Genomic DNA, 18,815 nt, shown 5'->3' with positions numbered 1-18,815 from the left:
ACGGTCAGGCGCGCAACGCGAGGACGCTGCCGTCGCGGCGGGTGAGGCGGGCGGCGGTGCCCGGAAAGCGGTCGAGGAGGACGGCGGCCCGCGCTTCCGGCGCGACCGACAGGGCGGTGGACAGGGCATCGGCGGTGGTGGCGTCGGGGGCGAGCACGGTGACCGCCAGCCACTCCCGCGCGCAGCCGCCCGTCGCCGGGTCGAACAGGTGGGTGAAGCGCCCGGCGGGGTCGAAGGGCGTGCCGTAGCCGCCCGACGTCGCCACCGCCCGGTCCGCGATCTCAAGCGTGCCGGCGTTGCGGCCTTCCACGAGCGGATCGGCGAGGCCGACCGACCAGGGGCGGCCCGAGGGGTGATGGCCGAGCGCGCGGATCTCGCCCAGATCGACCAGCACATCGGTCATGCCCTCCGCCCGCAGCCGTTCGGACACGCGGTCGGTGACGTAGCCCTGGGCGATGCCGTTCAGCGTCACCGCCATGCCGCGCCCGGCGAAGGAAACGCGGCCCGGTTCGATGCGGAGCTTGCGGTGATCGACCAACTCCCTGGCCGCGCGAAGGACGGCCGCCGGCGGGCCGGCGGGATCGGCGCCGGGGCGGGCGAAATGGCCGGCGTAGAGCTGCCACAGCGGCTGCACCGTCGGGTCGAAGGCGCCGTCGGTGCGGCGGCTGAAGGCCGCGGCTTCGGACAGCAGCCGCACCAGATCGGCGGGCGGCGCGTCGAGAACGCCGTCCCGGTTCAGGCGGACCAGCGCGGAATCCGTCCGGTAGAGGCTGAAGACCCGCTCCAGCCGCGCGACCTCCTCCAGGCATAGGGCGATCAGGCGATCGGCCTCGGCGGGGTCCGGGTGCGCCAGCTGGATGACGGAATCCGCCCCCAGCGCGACGCCGCGCCACGTCCGCACTGGCACGCCCGCCGCCCGGAGGCCGCCCGGCAGCAGCGCCAGCCCGGCGGCCACCGCGGCGATGCCGAGAAAGCGGCGGCGGGTGGTCATGGCGTGCCTCCGTGTCCGGCGCCGTGGCCGCCGCCATGCCCCACACCTTCGTCCGCGGCGGTCTGTTCGGAGGGAAGCGTGGGGTGGAGGATCTCGTCCTCGGTCACCTCGGCGAAGCGCTTGATCGCGCCGCCGTTGTCGGCGGCGAAGCGGCGGGCGGCGGCCTCGTCGCCGAAGGGGAAGGGCTCGGCCTCGCCCATGCCGCCGCGCTGGCGGCTGCCCACCACGTACCAGGCCTTGCGCGCCTCGATCCAGACGGTCAGGTCGGGCTTGCGCGGATCGGCGGCCTGGGCGACGTCGGTGACGTAGATGGCGCGGACGTCCTTCGCCTCCTCCGGCAGCATGGTGAAGGCGAAGGTGTCGCGGACCGAGGACAGCCAGACCGGGCGATCCCGCCCACCGACCAGGATTTGCCCCTTCGGGCCGGGATGGTCGGCGAGGTTCATGCCGCAGTAATGGCCGATCGCGTCGGCGGTGATGGCGACGGGCGGCGGCGGAGCGGTCTCCGCCTTCTGCTGCTGGCAGGCGGACAGCGGCAGCAGCAGGCAGGCCGCCAGCAGCGTGGCTCTCAGGGAGGTGTTCATCAGATCTGCCTTCTGGAAAAGAGGACGGCGGCCAGCGCCAGCGGTGCGGCGACCCAGCCGGCCAGCACGGCCAGCAGGACGGAAGCCGACACCTGCACCTGCGCGGCCAGCCCGGCGGTGCCGGCGAACTGGCTGACGCTCTTGAAGCCGGTCAGGTTGAAGAGGCGGAAGGCGTCCGCCGGGTTGGCGAGCAGCAGCCCGTTCAGCAGGCCGGCGTTCACCGTCTTGCCGCCGTCGGCCACCAGCAGCCCCAGCAGCGCCATGTCGTAGAGCAGGACCAGCACCAGCCAGATCGCCACGGCGATGCCCGCCGCGGTGCCGCGGTCGCGGACCAGCGTGGAGGCGAGGTAGCCCATGGCTGTGAAGGCCGCACCCAGCAGGACGCTCGACCCGATCATGGCGGCGAAGGCGCGCCAGCTCTCCGGCCCGATCTCGGTCCCGCTCATCGCCAGCGCCACACCGGCGGCGCCGTAGCCCAGCACGGTGGCGAAGGCGATGATCGCGGCGTGGCCGAGGAACTTGCCGATCAGCACCTGCCAGCGCGCCACCGGATAGGACAGCAGCAGCGTCATGGTGCCGCGGTCGATCTCGCCCACCACCGCGTCGAAGGACAGCAGCAGCGCGATCAGCGGCAGCAGGAAGATGGTCAGGCTGGACAGGCTGACGATGGTCACCTCCACCCGGCCGACGCCGACCGTGCCGGTCGGGGCGGCCCCCAGGAAGCTCAGCGTCAGAGCCAGCGCCGCCATCAGCAGCGTGGTGGCGACGACCCAGCGGTTGCGCAGGCCGTCGCGCACCTCCTTGGCGGCAATCGTCAGAAGCGTGTTCATTCCGCAGCCTCCCGGCGCAGGAAGTGGGCGTACATCTCGTCCAAGCTCGGCTGGACGACCTCGATGTCGGCAAGCTCCGGCCCTTCGCAGGCGATCTGGCGGAGCGTCGCCACCTTGTCGTCGTTGGCGCAGGCGGTCTCCACGACCTCGCCGGAGGGCAGGGTCAGACGGATGCGCACCGGCAGCTGGGCCAGCCCGCGCAGCGTGGCGAGCGAGCCGTCGGCGACCTTGCGCCCGCGGTTCATCACCACGACGCGGTCGGCCTGCCCCTCCAGCTCGGTCAGGGCGTGGCTGCACAGCAGGACGGTGGTGCCGGCGTCGCGCAGGTCCCGCACAATCTCATAAAAGCTCTGGCGCAGCGCCGGGTCGAGGCCGGTCGTCGGCTCGTCGAGGAACAGCACCCTCGGCCCGCCGAGCAGCGCCTGGGCCAGCGCCAGCCGCTGCCGCATGCCCTTCGAATAGGTGCCGACGCGGCGCTTCACGGCGGCGGGCTCCAGCCCCACCCGGTCGAACAGCGCGTCGTTGTCGTCGCGCGGAACCCGCTTCAGCCGGGCGTAGAAGTCCAGCGTCTCGCGCCCGGTCATGCTCGGATGGAAGGCGACGCTTTCCGGCAGGAAGCCGACCTGCCGGCGGATGTGGGAGGCGGAGGCGCTCGCCGGGTCGCCGCCCAGCACGCGGACGCTGCCGGCGGTCGGCGTGGTCAGCCCGAGCATCAGCTTGATCAGCGAGCTCTTGCCGGCGCCGTTGTGGCCGACCATGGCCACGCATTCTCCGGCGGCGAGGTCCAGATCCACCTCGCGCACGGCGAAGGCGTCGCCGTAGCGCTTGGAGACCCCCTCCACACGGATGGTCGGTGTGTCGGTCATTGGGCGTTCCTTTCCGCCGTTTGGCGCAGCGCCGGAGACGGCGGCGGGCTCATCAGAGGGGCGCTGTCGATCACGCCGCCGGGGTGCAGCGCCGGGAACTGCTTCTGCGCCCAGCGGATCACCTGCACGCCGGGGCTGTTCATCAGCAGCTTCGCCGCCGGATAGGCCCACATCACGCGGTCGACGACGTCGTTGGGACGGTAGGCCTCGTCGGCGACGCCGTCACCGTTCAGGTCGAAGGCCGCGTTGTCGGACCAGTAGTTGCCGCGCCCCTTCTCCGACCAGTCGAGGTGACGGGTCCCGACATACTTGACCTGGGTGCGGTTGCCGATGAAGGCGTTGCCGGTCAGCGTGTTGCGCTCCGACCCGGCGGTGAAGTGCACGCCGATCTCGCAGCCCTCGAACCGGTTGCCGGTGAAGCGGTTCTTGTTGGCGTTGTAGATGAAGACGCATTTCCAGGTGCCGGTGCGCTGGCCCTCCACCGGCCCGTCGGTCGCCACCGGCATGTCCTTGTCGGCCACCACCTCCACCGGCGCCGCCTGTTCGGGCGACAGGGGACCGTCGATCACGTTGCCCTCGATGAGCGCGCTGTTGGCGTAGTTCAGCAGCAGCCCATGCTCCCGGTCGCCCTGCGAGCGGTTGTTCCGGATCACGAGGTTGTTGGAATACATGATCGCGTAGCCGACATGGTTGCCGACCGAGACGTTGTCCGACACCTCGGAGTCGTTCGTGTACATGTAATGGACGGCGAAGCGCACCCGCTCGAACCGGTTGCGGGCGAACAGGTTCTTCTTGGACGTCGTGGTGAAGATGCCGTCGCGCCCGTCCTGGACATTGTTGTCCACCACCTGCGTGCCCGGCGCGTTCCACAGCTGGATGCCGTTGCCGCGTTCGGACAGGCGCAGGTCGGTGCGCCCGATGACGTCGTTGCGCCGGACCATCACGTCATGGGCGCCCCAGACATAGATGCCGATCAGGTTGTCGCGCAGCCGGTTGCCCTCGATCACCCCGCGGTGCGCCTCCTTGCCCAGGAAGATTCCGGTGTTCTGCTCGGACAGGCTGAGGCCGGAATTGCGGACCTCGATGCCGCGCACGGTCACGTCGGAAGCGAACACCGTCACGGCGTTCCCCGCCCCTCCCCCGTCGATGACGGCGCCCGGCTCGCCGAGCAGCGTCACCGGCTTGCGGACCACGACCGGGCCGGGGTGCGTGCCGGGGGCGAGGACGAGCGTGTCGCCGGGCAACGCCGCGGCGAGCGCGTCCGCCAGCCCGCCCGGCGCCACCGTCACCGTGGCGGCGAAGGCCGTCCCGGCGGCGAAGACGAGCGCCGCGGCGAAGAGGGGGAGTGGGGAGTGGTGGGGCATTGGCTTGCCTTGATGGTTTTGCGGCGTGTTGCCCCCACCCCGGCCCTCCCCCGCTCAGCGGGGGAGAGTCAGGGAGGGGGCAAACGGTGCCTCAGGTCGCGCGCGGCTCGACGATCATGCGGCCGCCCATCTCCATGTGCAGGGCATGGCAGAACCACTGGCAATAGTACCAGTGCACGCCCGGACGCTCGGCGATGAAGGTGACCGAACTGGTCTGCTGCGGCCCGATCTCCATCGCGATGCCATGGTTCGACAGGGTGAAGCCGTGGGCCAGATCGTCCACATCGTCCATGTTGGTGAGGTAGATCGTCACCTCGTCGCCCTGCTTGACCGTGAACTCCTCAAGCCCGTAGGCCGGAGCGCGCTGCCACATGTAGACGCGGACCTTGTTGCCCTCGCGGATGACCTTGGCATCGTCCTCCAGGACCACGCCGTCCTTCTTGGCCTGCTGCCGGGCCTCCTCCCACATCGGGTCGTCGCGGGTGAAGACGCTCTTCGGGTTCAGCTTGGAGCGGTGGACGATCAGCGTGTCGTGCGGCTCGGCGTAGGTCGGGCCGTCGTGCACCAGCTTCATCTCGTCGCCCGAGATGTCGATGAGCTGGTCGTTCTCCGGCTTGGACGGGCCGACGTTGAGGAAGCGGTCCTTGGAGAACTTGTTCAGCACGACCAGCCACTTGCCATCGGCCTCCTTGGTCTGGCCCATGGAGGAGTGGGTGTGGCCCGGCTGGTAGTGCACGTCCAGCTTCTGGACGATCGGATCGACCTTCTCGCCCTTGTAGGCGCGCTTGGCCTTGTCGATGTTCCACTTCACGATCTGGCTGTCGAGGAACAGCGTGGTGTAGCCGTTGCCGCGCCCGTCATAGGCGGTGTGCAGAGGCCCGAGTCCGAGCTGCGGCTCTGCCACGATGACGTCCCGCGGCTTGATCTTGTCGTCGAACAGGTCGTCGAGCAGGCGGACGTCCATCACCGACACCGTCGGCGACAGCTTGCCGTTGATGGTGACGTGGATGCCGTCCGGCGCCGCGTTGATGCCGTGCGGGCTGTTGGGGATCGGCACGTAGCGGGTGAAGGGCGAACCGTGGCGGCCATCGACCACCGGGACGCCGTGCATCACCTCGACCTTGCCGGCCTTCACCGCCTCTTCGATGCGCTTGATGTTGAAGATGACGATCCAGTCCTGCTCGTTCGCCGTCATCTCCGCGGTGGTCACGCCGCTTTCGGAGTTGTAGCAGGTCGAGAAGGCGTATTTGCCTTGGTAGTCCGCCTCGGTGTTGTCGAGGTTGCCGTCCACCCGGACCTGCCACGACACCTTCATGCTGTCGCCGTCGATGGCGGAGAAGTGCGTCCGGTAGTTCTTCGGGTCGAGGTTCTTGCCGTCGTTCGGCATCGGCACGAGCTGCTCGGCGTTCGCGAAGACGTAGCCGGTGCGCGGGTACTTCTGCAGGCGCAGGCCGTGGATCGCCGAGACGTTCGGAATGTCGATGATCTTATCGACCTTCATGATGTCGCAGCGGATGCGGGCGACGCGGGTGTTCGCCTTGTCGTTCACGAAGATGTAGCGCCCGTCGTAGGTGCCATCGGTGAAGGACATGTGCGGGTGGTGCAGGTCGCCGTTCAGCCAGGTGCCGCCGTGGTTGGCCAGATACTTCCGGTTCTCCTCGGTCAGACCCTCGGTCAGGATCTTCCGGCTCTCGTTGGTCTGGCCCCAGCCCGACGCGCTGCAACGGTTGAAGACCGGGATGCGGTGCAGCTCGCGCATGCTGGGCAGGCCGAGGATGCGCAGCTCGCCCGACTGGCCGCCGGAATGGAAGACGTAGTATTCGTCGAGATCGCCCGGCTTGACCTCGTACTTCTGGTTGCTCGCACCCGCGGCCGCGGCCGGGCCGGCGCCGAACAGCGCGCCGCCCGCCGTGCCGCCGGCCACCGCGCCGGCGATTCCGGCCAGCGCCGCCGCCTTGGCGGTGCCCCCGAGAAGATCGCGGCGGTTCACGCCCGTCCGCTCAACCTTGATGTTCGACGCCTTAGTTTCCGACATGGGTGAACTCCTTCGATGTCCCCTTGCGGGGCTCTTGTTTCGACCTGGTGGGTCAAAGTCCTTCCGGCCGGGCGGACAGGTGCCCGGTGGCGGGATCGGTGGTCAGCACGGCGGCGCGGGGCTTGGCCTCGGCAACCGTGCCGGTGGATTGGCCGGTGGATTGGGAAGCGTCGCGGCGCTCCCGCTTCAGGCGCTTCTGGATCATGACCGGGCATTTGCGGTCGTGGTGGTAGAGCACCTGGCAGTGGAGGCACTGGATGCATTCGTTGGGGTTGATCGAGCCGTCGGGGTGGATCGCCTGGACCGGGCACTCGTTGGCGCAGCGCCGGCACGGGTTGCCGCATTCCTTGTAGCGGCGCAGCCAGTCGAACATCCGCATCCGGCCGGGGATGGCCAGTGCCGCGCCCAGCGGGCACAGGTAGCGGCAGAAGAAGCGCTCGATGAACAGGCCGGCGGCGATCAGGGCCACGGCGAACAGGACGAACCACCAGTCGCGGACGAAATGCAGGATGATCGCAGTCTTGAACGGCTCGATCTCCGCCGCCTTCTCCGCCGTCGCCAGCGAGGTCAGCGACAGGCCGAACAGAAGCAGGAAGATCATGTACTTGATCGGCCACAGCCTCTGGTGCAGCCCGAAGGGCACCGCGATCTGGCGCACGCCCAGCTTCTTCGCGGCCTTGGAGGCCAGCTCCTGCAACGCGCCGAACGGGCACAGCCAGCCGCAGAAGGCGCCCCGGCCCCAGAACAGCAGCGACGCGGCGACCGAGAACCACAGGATGAACACCAGCGGGTCCATCAGGAAATAGTCCCAGCGGAAGTCGGTGCGCAGCGCGTTGGCGAAGGTCAGCACGTTGACCACCGACAGCTGCGCCGTCGCGTACCAGCCGAGCCAGACCAGCGTGAAGACGAGGAACCCGGTGCGCACCCGCTCGTAGAGGGCCGGGCGCTTCACGAGCTGGTCCTGGAAGAAGAAGATACCGGTCAGCAGCAGGATCGCGCTCGCCAGCACGGCGACGTCGAACAGCCGGTTCTCCCAGATGCGCCGCCACAGCGGGATCTCGTCGGCCGCGTCCGGGTCCGCCAGGGCGGCGGGCATCGGCACTCCGGAAGACGGCGCCCCGGAGGGCGGCGCTGCGGCTGCGGGAGCGGCCACCGGCTCGGCCTTCAGGAACTTCTCCGGCGGCTGGTAGCCGAGGTCGAAGGTGACGAACGCCTTGTCGAGCGCCGCGGTCGCACGCTGCACCAGCAGCTGCAGGCGCCAGGGATCGGCGGGATTGAATCCGGACCCTTCGGGGATGACGAACAGGCCGATCTCGGGGAAGTCCGGCGCGCCCGCCGCACCCAGGGAACCCAGGCGCTTGTGCAGGCGGTCGCGGAAGCGGATGGCGCCCTCATGCTGGACCAGCTCGAAACGGTCGAAGATGCCGCCGCGCACATAGCCCGAGCCCTTGAAGGAATAGCGCCCCTGCCCGGCCACGACGATGGCGTGCTGGCCCGGCTTCAGCCGCTGCACCAGCGCCTCGTACTCCGCGTCGCCCAGCAGGGAGCGGCCGACGGTGGGAATGGTGGCGAGCGCCGCATAGAGGTCGATAAACGTGTCGTTCGGATCGCCGGCTTCGGGACGGGCGGCGGCTTCGGCCTTGCCGGTGCGCTCGAAGGCGGCGTTGACCTCGCCCACCGTCAACGTCAGGCGGCGCACGGAGCCGTCGCCGACCAGCGTGGCCCAGTCTTCGATTCCCGTCTTGGACAGGTCGAGGCTGCGGGTCACGGTCGGCGCGGCCTCGGCCGCTCCCGGCGCGCCCAGCGCCTGCAGGACCTTCTTGCCGGAACGGATGATCGAATCGCCGATCACCATCACCGTCACGGTGGCGCCGGACACGATGTCCACCGGGGGACTGGACGCGCTCTGCGAGGCCAGGGTCAGCACGTTCTTGCCGACGTAGCCGTCGATGAAGGCGTTGACCTTGGCGGGCGGGATGCCGATCAGGACGATGGGCTCGTGATGGTCGACCAGCTTCGCTCCGGTCACTGTGCCGTCCGGCGCCAGCCCGACCATCACATGGATCGGACGGCCCGAATAGCCGGTCGTGTTCACGAAGTCGGAGGTCAGGAAGGCGTGGCCGACCAGCGCGTCGCCCTTGTAGACGGGAACCAGCGGCGCGTTCGGCAGGGGGGCGCCGAAACGGTCCGCCCCGGCTGCGAGATCGCCCGGCTGCACCGTGCCGAGATACCGCGCCAGCAGCGCTTCGGCCGCGTCCGCCGTGCCGAACCCGGCCAGCAGAATCAGCAGCCCAGCCGCCAGTGCGCGTGTCCTCCGCAAGAAATCTGCAACCATTTCCCTTGCCCTGATGTCTTGATCTTGATCAAGAGGCCGCAGGCCCCTTTGACGCGGCTATGAGACCACACGTTCGGAACCATGTTCTTGACCGGCGTCAATTCGGATAAAATGAGTCCGGACTATCCTCCTCCCGGCATTCCGCTCCTTATGACCGTGCGGGACGCAGGATTGTATTTTAGGCAAACTGTATTTTGAAATTGAGGTGAAGCCATGCCGCTGCTGCGCCACGAGCCTCAGGGCGGGGTCCGCTCGCTGGACGATCTTCTGGGCATCGCCCTGGCGCTGGAACAGGAGGCGGTGCGCCGCTACACGCAGTTGGCGGCCCTGATGGACCGGCGCGGCGAGACCGACACCGCCGCCACCTTCCGCGCCCTGATCGCGGAGGAGCAGGACCATGTGCAGGCGGTGGGTGGCTGGGCGCACAGCCTCGGCCGCCCCGCCCCCGACGCGCCGGCATTCCTCTGGCGCCTGCCGCCGGAGCTTGCCGCCTCCTGGGAGGAGCTGACCGAGCGCACGCGGCTGACGCCTTATCAGGCGCTGTCGCTGGCGGTGGTCAACGAGCAGCGCGCCTTCGCCTTCTACAGCTACATTGTTGCCAACACGCCGGACGAGCCGGTCCGCACCCACGCCGAGTCGCTGGCTCGCGAGGAACTTCGCCACGCCGCCCTGCTCCGCCGCGAGCGCCGCAAGGCCTTCCGCCGCGAACGGGGTTGGGCGGACCGCAAGCCTGCCCGCGCGGACACACCGGCGGAGCTGGAACGGCTGGCCGTCGCCCTGCTGTCCGCCACCGCCGCCGAGCACGGCGCGCTGGCGGTGCGCCTGCTCGCCCTGGGCAACGGTGACGGTGCCGCGCTGCTGAGCCGCATCGCCGAAGAGGAGCGGTCGCTGATCCCGTCCGGCTCCGACGCGGCGGCGGCGCAGGCCGCCGTTCCCGACACCGCGCCCGCCTGCCTGCGCGCGGCGGTCGCCGCCTCCGAGCGGCTCGCCGAAGCCTTCGGCGACGTGGCGGCCCAGGCGACCGACGAGCTGGTCCTGACCGAATCCCTGCGCCTTCAGGAGGCGGTGGTGGGACACCTCGCGCAATTGGCGGAGCGGATCGACGCGAAGGGGTAAGGCTCTACCCCACCACCTGCCGGTACAGCGCCGGCAGGGCCTTGGTCAGGTGCGTGACCTGCGGGAAGATCGCGTAGCCGCCCCGACCGAACAGGTAGGGGAAATAGTCGCGCGCCTCGGCGTCCACGGTGATGCCGAACAGGGCGATGCCCTGGCGGCGGGCCTCCTGGATGGCCACGCGGGTGTCCTCGATGCCGTAGCGCCCTTCGTAATGGTCCACGTCGTTGGGCTTGCCGTCCGACAAGAGGATCAGCAGGCGGTGGCGGTTGGGCCGCTCCGCCAGACGCGCGGCGGTGTGGCGCAGAGCCGCCCCCATGCGGGTGTAATGGCCGGGCTTCAGCGCCTGGACGCGGCGCTGCACACGGGCGTTCAGCGGCTCGTCGAACTCCTTGACCGTCTGCACCCGCACCCAGTCGCGCTTTTTCGAGGTGAAGGCGAAGATCGCGTGCGGGTCGCCGCAGGCGTTCAGCCCGTTGGACAGGGCCAGCAGGGCCTCCTTCTCGACATCCAGCACGCGGTGCCCGTCCACCCAGCCGTCGGTGGACAGCGAAGTGTCGACCAGAACCGCCACCGCCAGATCGCGCGCCGCGTTGCGCGCCGCCTGATAGACGCGGTCGCTGCCTGCCCCGCCCGCGCGCTGGTCGGCGCAACGGCGCACCAGCGCGGTGAGGTCGAGGTCGTCGCCGTCCGGCTGGCCGGTGAAGACCATGCGCTTCGGGCGCAGCGCCTCGAACTGGCGGCGCACCTGCCGGATGCGGCGCTGGGCGGCCTCGTCGGGCACCCAGTCCTCGCCGTCCTCCGGCGCCGGTTCGGCGACGACGCGGCAATGGGCGGGATGATAGGCGCGGCGGCGATGGTCCCATTCCGGATAGGTCAGCACCGCCGTCAGCGCCGCCGCGTCCACGGCGGCGGGCGCCAGATCGAGATCGAGTTTCAACCGGGTCGAGGGCTTGCGCTGGTGCTGGGCGAGCGCGATCTCCTCCATGTCGTCGGCGGCCTGGCGGGCGGCGTCCTCGTCGTCGTCATCGACCGGGCGGGGGATGTTCATCATCTCCGCCAGACCGAAAATCTTCTCGAAGCGGTTCAGGATCAGCGGGTCCTCGCGCTGCACCTGATCGCTGTCGCGCCGCGTCGCCTTGCGGCGCTGGCCATCGCTTTCAGAGGAGGGGGCCGCCCCGTCCTCGGCCGTGGCATCGGGAATCGCTGCCGCGCCGGACGGAGCGGGACCCGAAACCTCGCCCCACAGCGGCACCGGCAGGAAGGGCTTGTAGCCGGCCGGGGCGGTGAAGCGGTCCAGCGGAACCGTCCCGTCCAGCGCCGCGCCGCCGTCGCCAACGCCCAGCAGAGCCAGCACCGCCGCCTCCACCATCGCCTCGTCCTTCGGCAGGGAGCGCTTGGGCCGCACGGCGATCAGCGCCGTGCACAGCTCACCGTGCAGGCGGGTCAAACCCGGCCAGCGCGCGAGAACCCGCGCGGTGGTCGCGTGGGCCTGCCGCAGCGCCCGCAGATCGGCCCGCAGCGGGTCAGCGGGGGCCTCGCCATCGGCCTCGGCGTGCGCAAAGTACGCGGCCAGCCATTCGTAGAGCCGCTCGTTCAGCGCCGCGTCGGGGAACACGTCGAGCATGGCGGGCAACTGCAGCACGTCGCCGTCCAGCGCCGGCCGCTCCAGCCGTTCGGTGCCGAGGCCGATGCGCTCCAGAACCGACAGCCGGTGGCTGGAGGACGCCCTTCCCGCGGCGGCCAGCCGCACGCCCCGGTCGCCGCCCAGCCCGCGGAAGAACACCGCCAGCCGGGGCCGGATCGCCTCCAGCGTCACCGCGGCATCGGGATGGTGCGGCAGGCTCGACCGGCCGCCGACCAGACGGTGCCAGTGGCGGCCGATGAACTCCTCAGGCTCGAGCAGCGACAGCATGTCCGTTTCCCTTACCCCAGTTGCCCTTAGCCCAGGGCGATGTCGGCGACGCGCAGCAGCGCCTGCCGCACGTCGGCGTCGTCGGTCAGCGGCTCGATCAGCGCGGTGCGGATGGCCCGCTCGGGCTTCACGCCGGAGCGGATCAGCGTGGCGCAATAGACCAGCAGGCGGGTGGAGACGCCCTCCTCGAGATCCTGGCCCTTCAGGGCGCGCAGCGCGCCGGCCAGACGGACCAGCGGGGCGACGCGCGCCTCCGGCAGGCCGCTCTCGCGGGCGACGATGACGGCCTCGTCCTCCGGCGCCGGGAAGTCGAATTCGATGGCGAGGAAGCGCTGGCGCGTGCTGGGCTTCAGGGTCTTCAGGACGTTCTGGTAGCCGGGGTTGTAGGACACCACCAGCATGAAGTCGTCCGGCGCTTCCAGCAGTTCGCCCGTGCGGTCGAGCGGCAGCAGGCGGCGGTCGTCGGTCAGCGGGTGGAGCACGACGGTCACGTCCTTGCGCGCCTCCACCACCTCGTCGAGGTAGCAGACGGCGCCTTCGCGCACGGCGCGGGTCAGCGGGCCGTCCGCCCACACCGTGTCGCCGCCTTTCAGCAGGTAACGCCCGGTCAGGTCGGCGGCGGTTAGGTCGTCGTGGCAGGACACGGTGTAGAGGGGACGACCCAGCCGGGCCGCCATGTGCGAGACGAAGCGCGTCTTGCCGCAGCCCGTCGGCCCCTTCAGCAGCAGCGGCAGGCGGTGGCGGAAGGCGTGCTCGAACAGCTCGCACTCGTCGCCGACGGCCTTGTAGTAGGGGATGTCGAGGTCGTCCGCGACGGCCTTCAGGGCGCTGCGGGTCATGGGCGTCTCCTCGGAAACGGAAGGCGGAAAAAGGAAGGCCCCCTCCCCCGGCGTGCGGAGGAGGGGAAGGTCCTGATTACTCGGCGGGCTGCACGGCAGCGCCGATCCCGGTGGTCTTCCGGGACGCGGGCACCGGCCCGAGCAGAGCGTAGAGGTAGAGGACGGCGCCGATGAACACCGCCGCACCGGCGGCCAGACGCACCCAGTAGAAGGGGGCGATCTCCGCCTGGACGGTCATGTAGTCCATGCCCATCACGCGCTGCAGGTGGACCTGCACGACCCCGGCGAAGGTCAGGGCGAAGGTCATCACCGTCATGCCGCCGGTCATCAGCCAGAAGCTGGCCTTGTTGAGGGTCTGGTGGTAGGGCGCGACGCCGCGCAGATGCGGCATGGCGTAGCTGAAGATGGCGAGGTTGATCATCACATAGGCGCCGAAGAAGGCCAGATGCCCGTGCGCCGCCGTCACCTGCGTGCCGTGGGTGTAGTAGTTGACCCAGGACAGCGTGTGCAGGAAGCCCCAGACGCCCGCCCCGAAGAAGGCCGTCACCGCGCAGCCGACCGACCACAGCAGGGCGGCCTTGTTCGGGTGATCGCGCCCGCCCTTCAGCACCATCTTCACCGCGAAGACGACCATGAAGAAGAAGGGGGCGACCTCAAGCGTCGAGAACAGCGAGCCGATCCACTGCCAGTAGCCCGGCGTGCCGATCCAGTAGTAATGGTGGCCGGTGCCCAGCAGGCCGGAGAAGAGGGCGAGGCCGACGATGGCGTAGAGCCACTTCTCGACGATCTCGCGGTCGACACCGGTCATCTTGATCATCAGGAAGGCGAGGATGGAGGCCATCACCAGTTCCCACACACCCTCGACCCAGAGATGGACGACGTACCACCAGTACATCTTGTCCAGCGCGAGGTTGGTCGGGTTGTAGAAGGAGAACAGGAAGAAGATCGCGATGCCCCACAGCCCCATCACCAGGATGTTGGTGATGACCGTGCGCCGGCCCTTCAGCACCGTCATGGAGATGTTGTAGAGGAACATCAGCGCGACGACGACGATGGCGACCTTGATCCACGTCGGCTGTTCCAGGAACTCGCGCCCCTCGTGGATGCGGAAGACGTAGCCGACGACGGCGGCCAGCGCGCCGAACATGAACAGGCCGAACTGGATGTAGGCCAGCTTCGGGCTGTGCAGCTCGCGCTCCGCCTCTTCCGGGATCAGGTAGTAGGCGGCGCCGAAGAAGCCCATCAGCAGCCACACGATCAGCGCGTTCGTGTGGATCATCCGCAGTATGTTGAAGGGAAGCAGTTCCGACAGGACGTTGGGCAGCACATAGACCGTGCCAGCCAGCAGGCCGACCAGGAGCTGAACGCCGAACAGGGCCAGCGCGCCGTAGAAGTAGGGCAGCGCGACCTTTTGCGATTGGTATTTCATGGCCTTTCGTCCTTCGTCAGCCGGAGATCTTGGGCGGCCAGTTCTGGGTGTTGATGCGGCTGGTCCACTCCAGGAAGGCGGCGAGGTCGTTGACCTCCTGCTCCGTCAGGTTGAACTGCGGCATCTGGCGGCGGCCCTCGATGCCGCTGGGCTGGGCGGCCATCCAGCCGGCCAACGCGGCGCGCGCGCCCTCCGCGTCCTTGTCGCCGCCGTAGCGGATCCAGACGTTGCCCAGTTCCGGCGCGAAATAGGCGCCCTCGCCCAGCAGCGTGTGGCAATTGATGCAGGAGTTCTTCTCCCACACATGCTTGCCGCGGGCGACGCTGTCGGTCAGCCCCTTGCTGTCGGTGCCGGTGTTGACGACATAGATGTGACTTGCCGCCGTCAGCGAGACGAAGGCGGCGAAGAAGAAGAGCGATCCGCCGTAAAAGATGTTTCGGGCGGCCGCTTTCGTGAAGCGTTCCGTCATGCGTTCGATTCTCCTGGGTCAGGCCTTCGTGGAACGGAGGGGCCTTGAGCAGCGTTGGCCGTGCGCCATGACGGAGAAAGTTGACCGATTTGGTGCGACTATCCTTGACGGCGGTCAAGTGGACGGTCGTCGTCCGGATTTGAGGCCGGATTTGAGGGCTGTGCGAAAAAGCGGGCGCCGGGTCAACCCGGCGCTTCCCGCGGCCGGCGCGCTCAGGGAATGGTCGGCGCCGGCGTGCTCAGGCTCCACATGGCGTCGAACATGGACGCCTGGAAGGCCGCGAAATCGGCGCTGTCGAGGATCAGGCCGTAGCTCTCGCGGGCCGACGAGATGACCGAAACCTTGCTGCCGTGGATGAAGCAGGTCATCGCAAGGTTGTAGGTGGCGGGCGCGTAGCGCAGTTCGCGCCGCTCCTCCTGGCTCGACGGCCAGATCGGCGCGATGTCGCGCTCCTCCGAGCGGATCACCCGCAGCCAGATGCCGCGCCGTGCCCGCTCCTTCAGGTAACGCTCCATCTCCTCCAGCCCCGGCTCGACCATCAGTTCCCGCATGGAAAGGGTGGCGCGCAACTCCTTCTCCTCGCCGCTCAGCGTCTCCCACAGGACGGTGCGGATGCCTTCGGGACCGGGGTGGAAGCGGACGTTCGGCTGGCCGTTCTCGTGATGGTACATCGACCGCAGCACCGGCATCACGTCCTCGAGCATCTGCCGCCGGGCCTCGCTGCGCTCCAGCAGGATGCCCGGGTCCTGGGCGACCACGAAGCGGCGCTTGCCGTGATCGACGAAGCGGACGAGCCCTTCCGCCTCCAGCTTGGCGAGAGCGTCGTGCGCCGTGGTGCGGGCCATGCCGGCGCCCGCGGCCACTTCCGTGACGGAGCCGCCGCCAAGGCGGATCGTCGTCAGATAGAGCTTGTAGAGCGTCCCCGATATGCCGATCCGGGACAGCTTCTCCTCAAGATTCACCCACGTGCTCCCTTTTGAATCGCGTCGCAACATGCCCGATTCCGCGCCACCCGTCCATCGTCGGTTTTTGCCGATAAAATCTCGGCATCCGGCGGCACAACTGTGGCACTGAGGCGATAAAATGGGCTTTCCCTCCGCCAAATGCCCGTTAAAACGGCAAGTTTAGGCCTGTCAAACACCATTCATTCGTATTTTTCAAATTGACGGATTTTTCCGACACTGTCATCGTTTTGTCGTCGTCCAAGGACGTTGACGTCCCGCGAGGCGGCGCCGAACGGTGGAACGAGGGAAGGTGATGGAAGCGAATTCAAAAGCGCATGCGGCGGCACCGCCTTTCATGCAGAGGGCGCCGCGCCGCGCCGCGACCCCTCGCATTCTGACGGACCGGTCCTTCCGGGCGGCGCTGGGCCTCACGGCCTTCTTCGCCGTCTGGCAGGCGCTGACCTCGCTCGGCGTCATCGACGCCTTCCTTCTGCCGTCGCCGGTGGCGGTGGCAGGCGCGCTCTGGGACATGGCGCTCGACGGCTCGCTGTGGGTCCATCTCGGCGCCAGCCTGCAGCGGGTGGCGGTCGGCTTCGCGCTCGCCTGTGTCGTCGGCATGGCGCTCGGGCTGATGTGCGGCTGGTGGCGCAGCGTCGCGGACTTCGTGCGGCCGGTGGTCGAGGCGCTTCGCCCCATTCCCCCGCTCGCCTGGATTCCGATCACCATCCTGTGGTTCGGGCTCGGCGACGCCGCATCCTACTTCCTGGTCTTCCTCGGCGCCGTCTTCCCGGCCTTCGTCGCCACCTACACGGCGGTGCGGGGCCTCGACCGCAACCAGATGAACGCGGCGCTCTGCCTCGGCGCGACGCCCTGGCAGCTCTTCACCGACGTGCTGATCCCGGCATCCCTGCCGATCATCCTGCCGGGGCTGCGGATCGCGCTGGGCGTGGGCTGGATGTGCGTGGTGACCGCCGAGCTGATCGCGGCGCAGACCGGCCTCGGCTATCTGATCCAGCAGTCGCGCATGCTGTTCCAGATCAACAACGTCGTTGCGGGCATGGTGGCCATCGGTCTCGTCGGCTTCGCCATGTCCGCCGTCCTCGAACGGATCGAGCGTCGGGTGAACGCCTGGGCGCCTTCCGAGCGCAATTGAGCAGGAGGCGAAGGAACATGGCCGCCAACACCGCACTCAAGCCCCCCGCCCCGCCGCACGGCGCGCCGCAGGCCCAGCCGGCCGACATCCAGATCGACATCCGGAATCTGGGCAAGGTCTATGGCGGGACCTCGTCCGACAACATGGTCGTCGCCCTCGACGGGGTCGATCTGCGCATCCGCCGCGGCGAGTTCATCTCGCTGCTCGGCCCCTCGGGCTGCGGCAAGTCGACCCTGCTCGGCATCGTCGCCGGCTTCCAGTCGGCGTCGAGCGGGACGCTCCTGCAGAACGGGCGCGCCATCGTGAAGCCGGACCCGTCGCGGACGGTCGTCTTCCAGGATTACGCGCTGTTCGGCTGGATGACCGTGCAGCAGAATGTGGAGTTCGGCCTGAAGGCCAAGGGCATGGCGAAGAAGCAGCGCGCCGAGATCGCCCGCTCGCTGATCGACATGGTCCGGCTGACCGGCTTCGAGGAGAAGTACCCGCACCAGATCTCCGGCGGCATGAAGCAGCGGGCGGCCATCGCCCGCGCGCTCGCCCCGGACCCCGACATCCTGCTGATGGACGAGCCGTTCGGCGCGCTGGACGCGCAGACCCGCGTGCTGCTGCAGGAGGAGATCGCCCGCATTTCGTCCGAGGCCGGCAAGACAGTGATCTTCGTCACCCACGGCATCGACGAAGCGGTGTTCCTGGCCGACCGCGTGGTGGTGATGAGCCCGCGGCCCGGCCGGGTGCGCGAGGAGGTCGCCGTGCCGCTGCCGCGGCCCCGCACGGCCGAGATGCGCTCCGATCCCTGGTTCGTCTCCACGGTCAACGACCTGTGGGAGACCCTGAAACCCGAATGGCAAAAAGGGGAATGAACGTGACCTCCACTCTCTCGCGCCGTCGTTTCGGCCAACTGGCCGCCGGCATCGCCGCCGCCGCAACCCTCGCCAAGCCGGCGATCCTCCGCGCGCAGGGCGCGGACGTCGTCAAGATGGGCTGGTTCAACACCACCACCGTGTCGGCGCAGATCGCCCATGTGCTGATGCGCACGGACATCGCGGCCCGCAACGGCCTGCGGATGAACATGATCCAGCTCAACGCCTCGCCGGCGGTGAACGAGGCGATCGTGTCGAACGCGGCCGATGTCGGCACGCTGTCCGACTTCGCCGCCGTCACCACCATGGCGGTCGGGGCGCCGGTCACCACCATCGCCTCGCAGGCGCGCTTCCGCTCGGCGGTGCTGGTGACCAAGAAGTCGGGGATCACCGACGTCGCCGGGCTGAAGGGCAAGCAGGTCTACGGCACCTTCGGCATCACCGCCTTCCAGAACGCCCAGGAGGCGATGACCAAGGCCGGCCTCACCCCCGGACGCGACATGACCTTCGTCAATGTCGGGCCGGCGGAACTGGCCGACGCGGTGGGCGCGCAGCGGATCGACGCCTTCTTCACCTACGACCCGTTCGTGAGCTTCTTCGAGAACGCGGGCTTCGCCCAGGTGATCTCGGAGAACCTGACCCCGGTCATCGTGCTGACCGCGAACAACCGCTTCTTCAAGGACCGGCCCGAGGTGGCGGAGCGCTTCCTGCTCGCCAATTCCCAGGCGCTGTATTTCGCCAGCCAGAACCACGACCTCGTCAACGGCTGGTTCCGCTCGTTGGAGCCGGCGAAGAACATCCCTGAGGCCGTGCTGGAAAAGGCGTCGGGCTACGATCCCGCCTGGAACGCCAAGGCGCCCACCGACATCAAGGCGGCGCTGTCGGCGGAGCAGATCAAAAAGCTGAACCTGCTCGCCGAATGGGGCGTCGAGGCGAAGCTTCTGCCGCGCCTGCCGGACGTCTCGAAGTTCGTCGACACGTCCATCGCCGGCAAGGTCGACGCCGCCTTCACCACCCAAAACTTCGATCCGAAAACGGTCAAGATCGTCGGCTGAGCGGCCGGCGATCCCGACGCATCGCGCAGGACG

16 protein-coding genes are annotated in these 18,815 nt (G+C 68.9%); 4 read left to right on the top strand and 12 right to left on the bottom strand.

Annotated elements, in window-relative coordinates; translation table 11 throughout:
- Window positions 1-4: 4 nt before the first annotated feature.
- From DS837_RS15515 to DS837_RS15485, 7 genes are all read right to left on the bottom strand, one after another.
- Entirely contained in the window at window positions 5-991 is a 987-nt protein-coding gene (locus DS837_RS15515; protein WP_149165588.1) for an FAD:protein FMN transferase, read from the bottom strand.
- Window positions 988-1,575: a nitrous oxide reductase accessory protein NosL gene (locus tag DS837_RS15510; RefSeq protein WP_149165587.1), complete on the bottom strand. Its 588-nt coding sequence runs from the start codon at window positions 1,573-1,575 to the stop codon at window positions 988-990. Before DS837_RS15510 ends, DS837_RS15515 begins: the two co-directional genes overlap by 4 nt.
- Window positions 1,575-2,405 (bottom strand): ABC transporter permease, encoded by an 831-nt coding sequence (locus DS837_RS15505; RefSeq protein WP_040137444.1) that lies wholly within the window; start codon window positions 2,403-2,405, stop codon window positions 1,575-1,577. Before DS837_RS15505 ends, DS837_RS15510 begins: the two co-directional genes overlap by 1 nt.
- Window positions 2,402-3,271 carry an ABC transporter ATP-binding protein gene (locus DS837_RS15500; protein ID WP_149165586.1) on the bottom strand — a complete coding sequence of 290 codons (870 nt, stop codon included), beginning with the start codon at window positions 3,269-3,271 and terminating at the stop codon, window positions 2,402-2,404. Before DS837_RS15500 ends, DS837_RS15505 begins: the two co-directional genes overlap by 4 nt.
- The gene (locus DS837_RS15495) at window positions 3,268-4,635 is read right to left on the bottom strand and encodes a nitrous oxide reductase family maturation protein NosD (RefSeq protein ID WP_149165585.1); all 1,368 of its coding nucleotides are present in this window, start codon (window positions 4,633-4,635) and stop codon (window positions 3,268-3,270) included. Before DS837_RS15495 ends, DS837_RS15500 begins: the two co-directional genes overlap by 4 nt.
- Before the next feature lie 91 nt (window positions 4,636-4,726).
- Complete coding sequence (gene nosZ, locus DS837_RS15490; RefSeq protein WP_149165584.1) at window positions 4,727-6,670, bottom strand: TAT-dependent nitrous-oxide reductase; 1,944 nt, start codon at window positions 6,668-6,670, stop codon at window positions 4,727-4,729.
- A gap of 52 nt (window positions 6,671-6,722) precedes the next feature.
- Window positions 6,723-8,990 carry a NosR/NirI family protein gene (locus DS837_RS15485; protein ID WP_247889947.1) on the bottom strand — a complete coding sequence of 756 codons (2,268 nt, stop codon included), beginning with the start codon at window positions 8,988-8,990 and terminating at the stop codon, window positions 6,723-6,725.
- Window positions 8,991-9,218: 228 nt separating this feature from the next.
- Here DS837_RS15485 and DS837_RS15480 point away from each other — a divergent pair, with 228 nt between their 5' ends.
- The gene (locus DS837_RS15480) at window positions 9,219-10,121 is read left to right on the top strand and encodes a ferritin-like domain-containing protein (RefSeq protein ID WP_149165582.1); all 903 of its coding nucleotides are present in this window, start codon (window positions 9,219-9,221) and stop codon (window positions 10,119-10,121) included.
- Window positions 10,122-10,125: 4 nt separating this feature from the next.
- On the opposite strand, the gene DS837_RS15475 is transcribed toward DS837_RS15480, so the two are convergent.
- The 5 genes from DS837_RS15475 to DS837_RS15455 all read right to left on the bottom strand — a co-directional run bounded on the left by DS837_RS15475 (window position 10,126) and on the right by DS837_RS15455 (window position 15,732).
- The gene (locus DS837_RS15475; RefSeq protein ID WP_149165581.1) at window positions 10,126-12,033 is read right to left on the bottom strand and encodes a nitric oxide reductase activation protein NorD; all 1,908 of its coding nucleotides are present in this window, start codon (window positions 12,031-12,033) and stop codon (window positions 10,126-10,128) included.
- 26 nt (window positions 12,034-12,059) lie between these two features.
- Window positions 12,060-12,872, bottom strand: coding sequence for a CbbQ/NirQ/NorQ/GpvN family protein (locus tag DS837_RS15470; protein ID WP_149165580.1), 813 nt, complete (start codon window positions 12,870-12,872; stop codon window positions 12,060-12,062).
- A 76-nt stretch (window positions 12,873-12,948) separates the two neighbouring features.
- Window positions 12,949-14,301, bottom strand: coding sequence for a cbb3-type cytochrome c oxidase subunit I (locus DS837_RS15465; protein WP_149165579.1), 1,353 nt, complete (start codon window positions 14,299-14,301; stop codon window positions 12,949-12,951).
- Between the two features lie 16 nt (window positions 14,302-14,317).
- Window positions 14,318-14,770, bottom strand: coding sequence for a c-type cytochrome (locus DS837_RS15460; protein ID WP_114859234.1), 453 nt, complete (start codon window positions 14,768-14,770; stop codon window positions 14,318-14,320).
- Between the two features lie 212 nt (window positions 14,771-14,982).
- Window positions 14,983-15,732, bottom strand: a complete 750-nt coding sequence (locus tag DS837_RS15455; RefSeq protein WP_211102248.1) for a TrmB family transcriptional regulator — start codon at window positions 15,730-15,732, stop codon at window positions 14,983-14,985.
- 337 nt (window positions 15,733-16,069) lie between these two features.
- Between DS837_RS15455 and DS837_RS15450 the strand changes: the two genes are divergently transcribed.
- The 3 genes from DS837_RS15450 to DS837_RS15440 are packed head-to-tail and all read left to right on the top strand — an operon-like array spanning window position 16,070 to window position 18,782.
- Window positions 16,070-16,867, top strand: a complete 798-nt coding sequence (locus DS837_RS15450; protein ID WP_247889946.1) for an ABC transporter permease — start codon at window positions 16,070-16,072, stop codon at window positions 16,865-16,867.
- Window positions 16,868-16,884: 17 nt separating this feature from the next.
- Complete coding sequence (locus DS837_RS15445) at window positions 16,885-17,727, top strand: ABC transporter ATP-binding protein (RefSeq protein WP_149165576.1); 843 nt, start codon at window positions 16,885-16,887, stop codon at window positions 17,725-17,727.
- The gene (locus tag DS837_RS15440) at window positions 17,724-18,782 is read left to right on the top strand and encodes an ABC transporter substrate-binding protein (protein WP_247889945.1); all 1,059 of its coding nucleotides are present in this window, start codon (window positions 17,724-17,726) and stop codon (window positions 18,780-18,782) included. Before DS837_RS15445 ends, DS837_RS15440 begins: the two co-directional genes overlap by 4 nt.
- Window positions 18,783-18,815: the final 33 nt, after the last annotated feature.

Source organism: Azospirillum brasilense (genome assembly GCF_008365405.1).
Lineage (GTDB): Bacteria > Pseudomonadota > Alphaproteobacteria > Azospirillales > Azospirillaceae > Azospirillum > Azospirillum brasilense_D.
The sequence above is the reverse complement of the archived record's forward strand: the minus strand, read 5'-3'. Positions and strand labels throughout refer to the sequence as shown.

Coding starts and splice junctions, on each gene's coding strand:
- DS837_RS15505 (WP_040137444.1), bottom strand. CDS start 2,405: ATGAACACGCTTCTGACGATTGCCGCCAAGGAGGTGCGCGACGGCCTG.
- DS837_RS15470 (WP_149165580.1), bottom strand. CDS start 12,872: ATGACCCGCAGCGCCCTGAAGGCCGTCGCGGACGACCTCGACATCCCC.
- DS837_RS15465 (WP_149165579.1), bottom strand. CDS start 14,301: ATGAAATACCAATCGCAAAAGGTCGCGCTGCCCTACTTCTACGGCGCG.
- DS837_RS15480 (WP_149165582.1), top strand. CDS start 9,219: ATGCCGCTGCTGCGCCACGAGCCTCAGGGCGGGGTCCGCTCGCTGGAC.
- DS837_RS15450 (WP_247889946.1), top strand. CDS start 16,070: ATGCAGAGGGCGCCGCGCCGCGCCGCGACCCCTCGCATTCTGACGGAC.
- DS837_RS15495 (WP_149165585.1), bottom strand. CDS start 4,635: ATGCCCCACCACTCCCCACTCCCCCTCTTCGCCGCGGCGCTCGTCTTC.
- DS837_RS15475 (WP_149165581.1), bottom strand. CDS start 12,033: ATGCTGTCGCTGCTCGAGCCTGAGGAGTTCATCGGCCGCCACTGGCAC.
- DS837_RS15515 (WP_149165588.1), bottom strand. CDS start 991: ATGACCACCCGCCGCCGCTTTCTCGGCATCGCCGCGGTGGCCGCCGGG.
- DS837_RS15445 (WP_149165576.1), top strand. CDS start 16,885: ATGGCCGCCAACACCGCACTCAAGCCCCCCGCCCCGCCGCACGGCGCG.
- DS837_RS15440 (WP_247889945.1), top strand. CDS start 17,724: ATGAACGTGACCTCCACTCTCTCGCGCCGTCGTTTCGGCCAACTGGCC.
- nosZ (WP_149165584.1), bottom strand. CDS start 6,670: ATGTCGGAAACTAAGGCGTCGAACATCAAGGTTGAGCGGACGGGCGTG.
- DS837_RS15510 (WP_149165587.1), bottom strand. CDS start 1,575: ATGAACACCTCCCTGAGAGCCACGCTGCTGGCGGCCTGCCTGCTGCTG.
- DS837_RS15460 (WP_114859234.1), bottom strand. CDS start 14,770: ATGACGGAACGCTTCACGAAAGCGGCCGCCCGAAACATCTTTTACGGC.
- DS837_RS15500 (WP_149165586.1), bottom strand. CDS start 3,271: ATGACCGACACACCGACCATCCGTGTGGAGGGGGTCTCCAAGCGCTAC.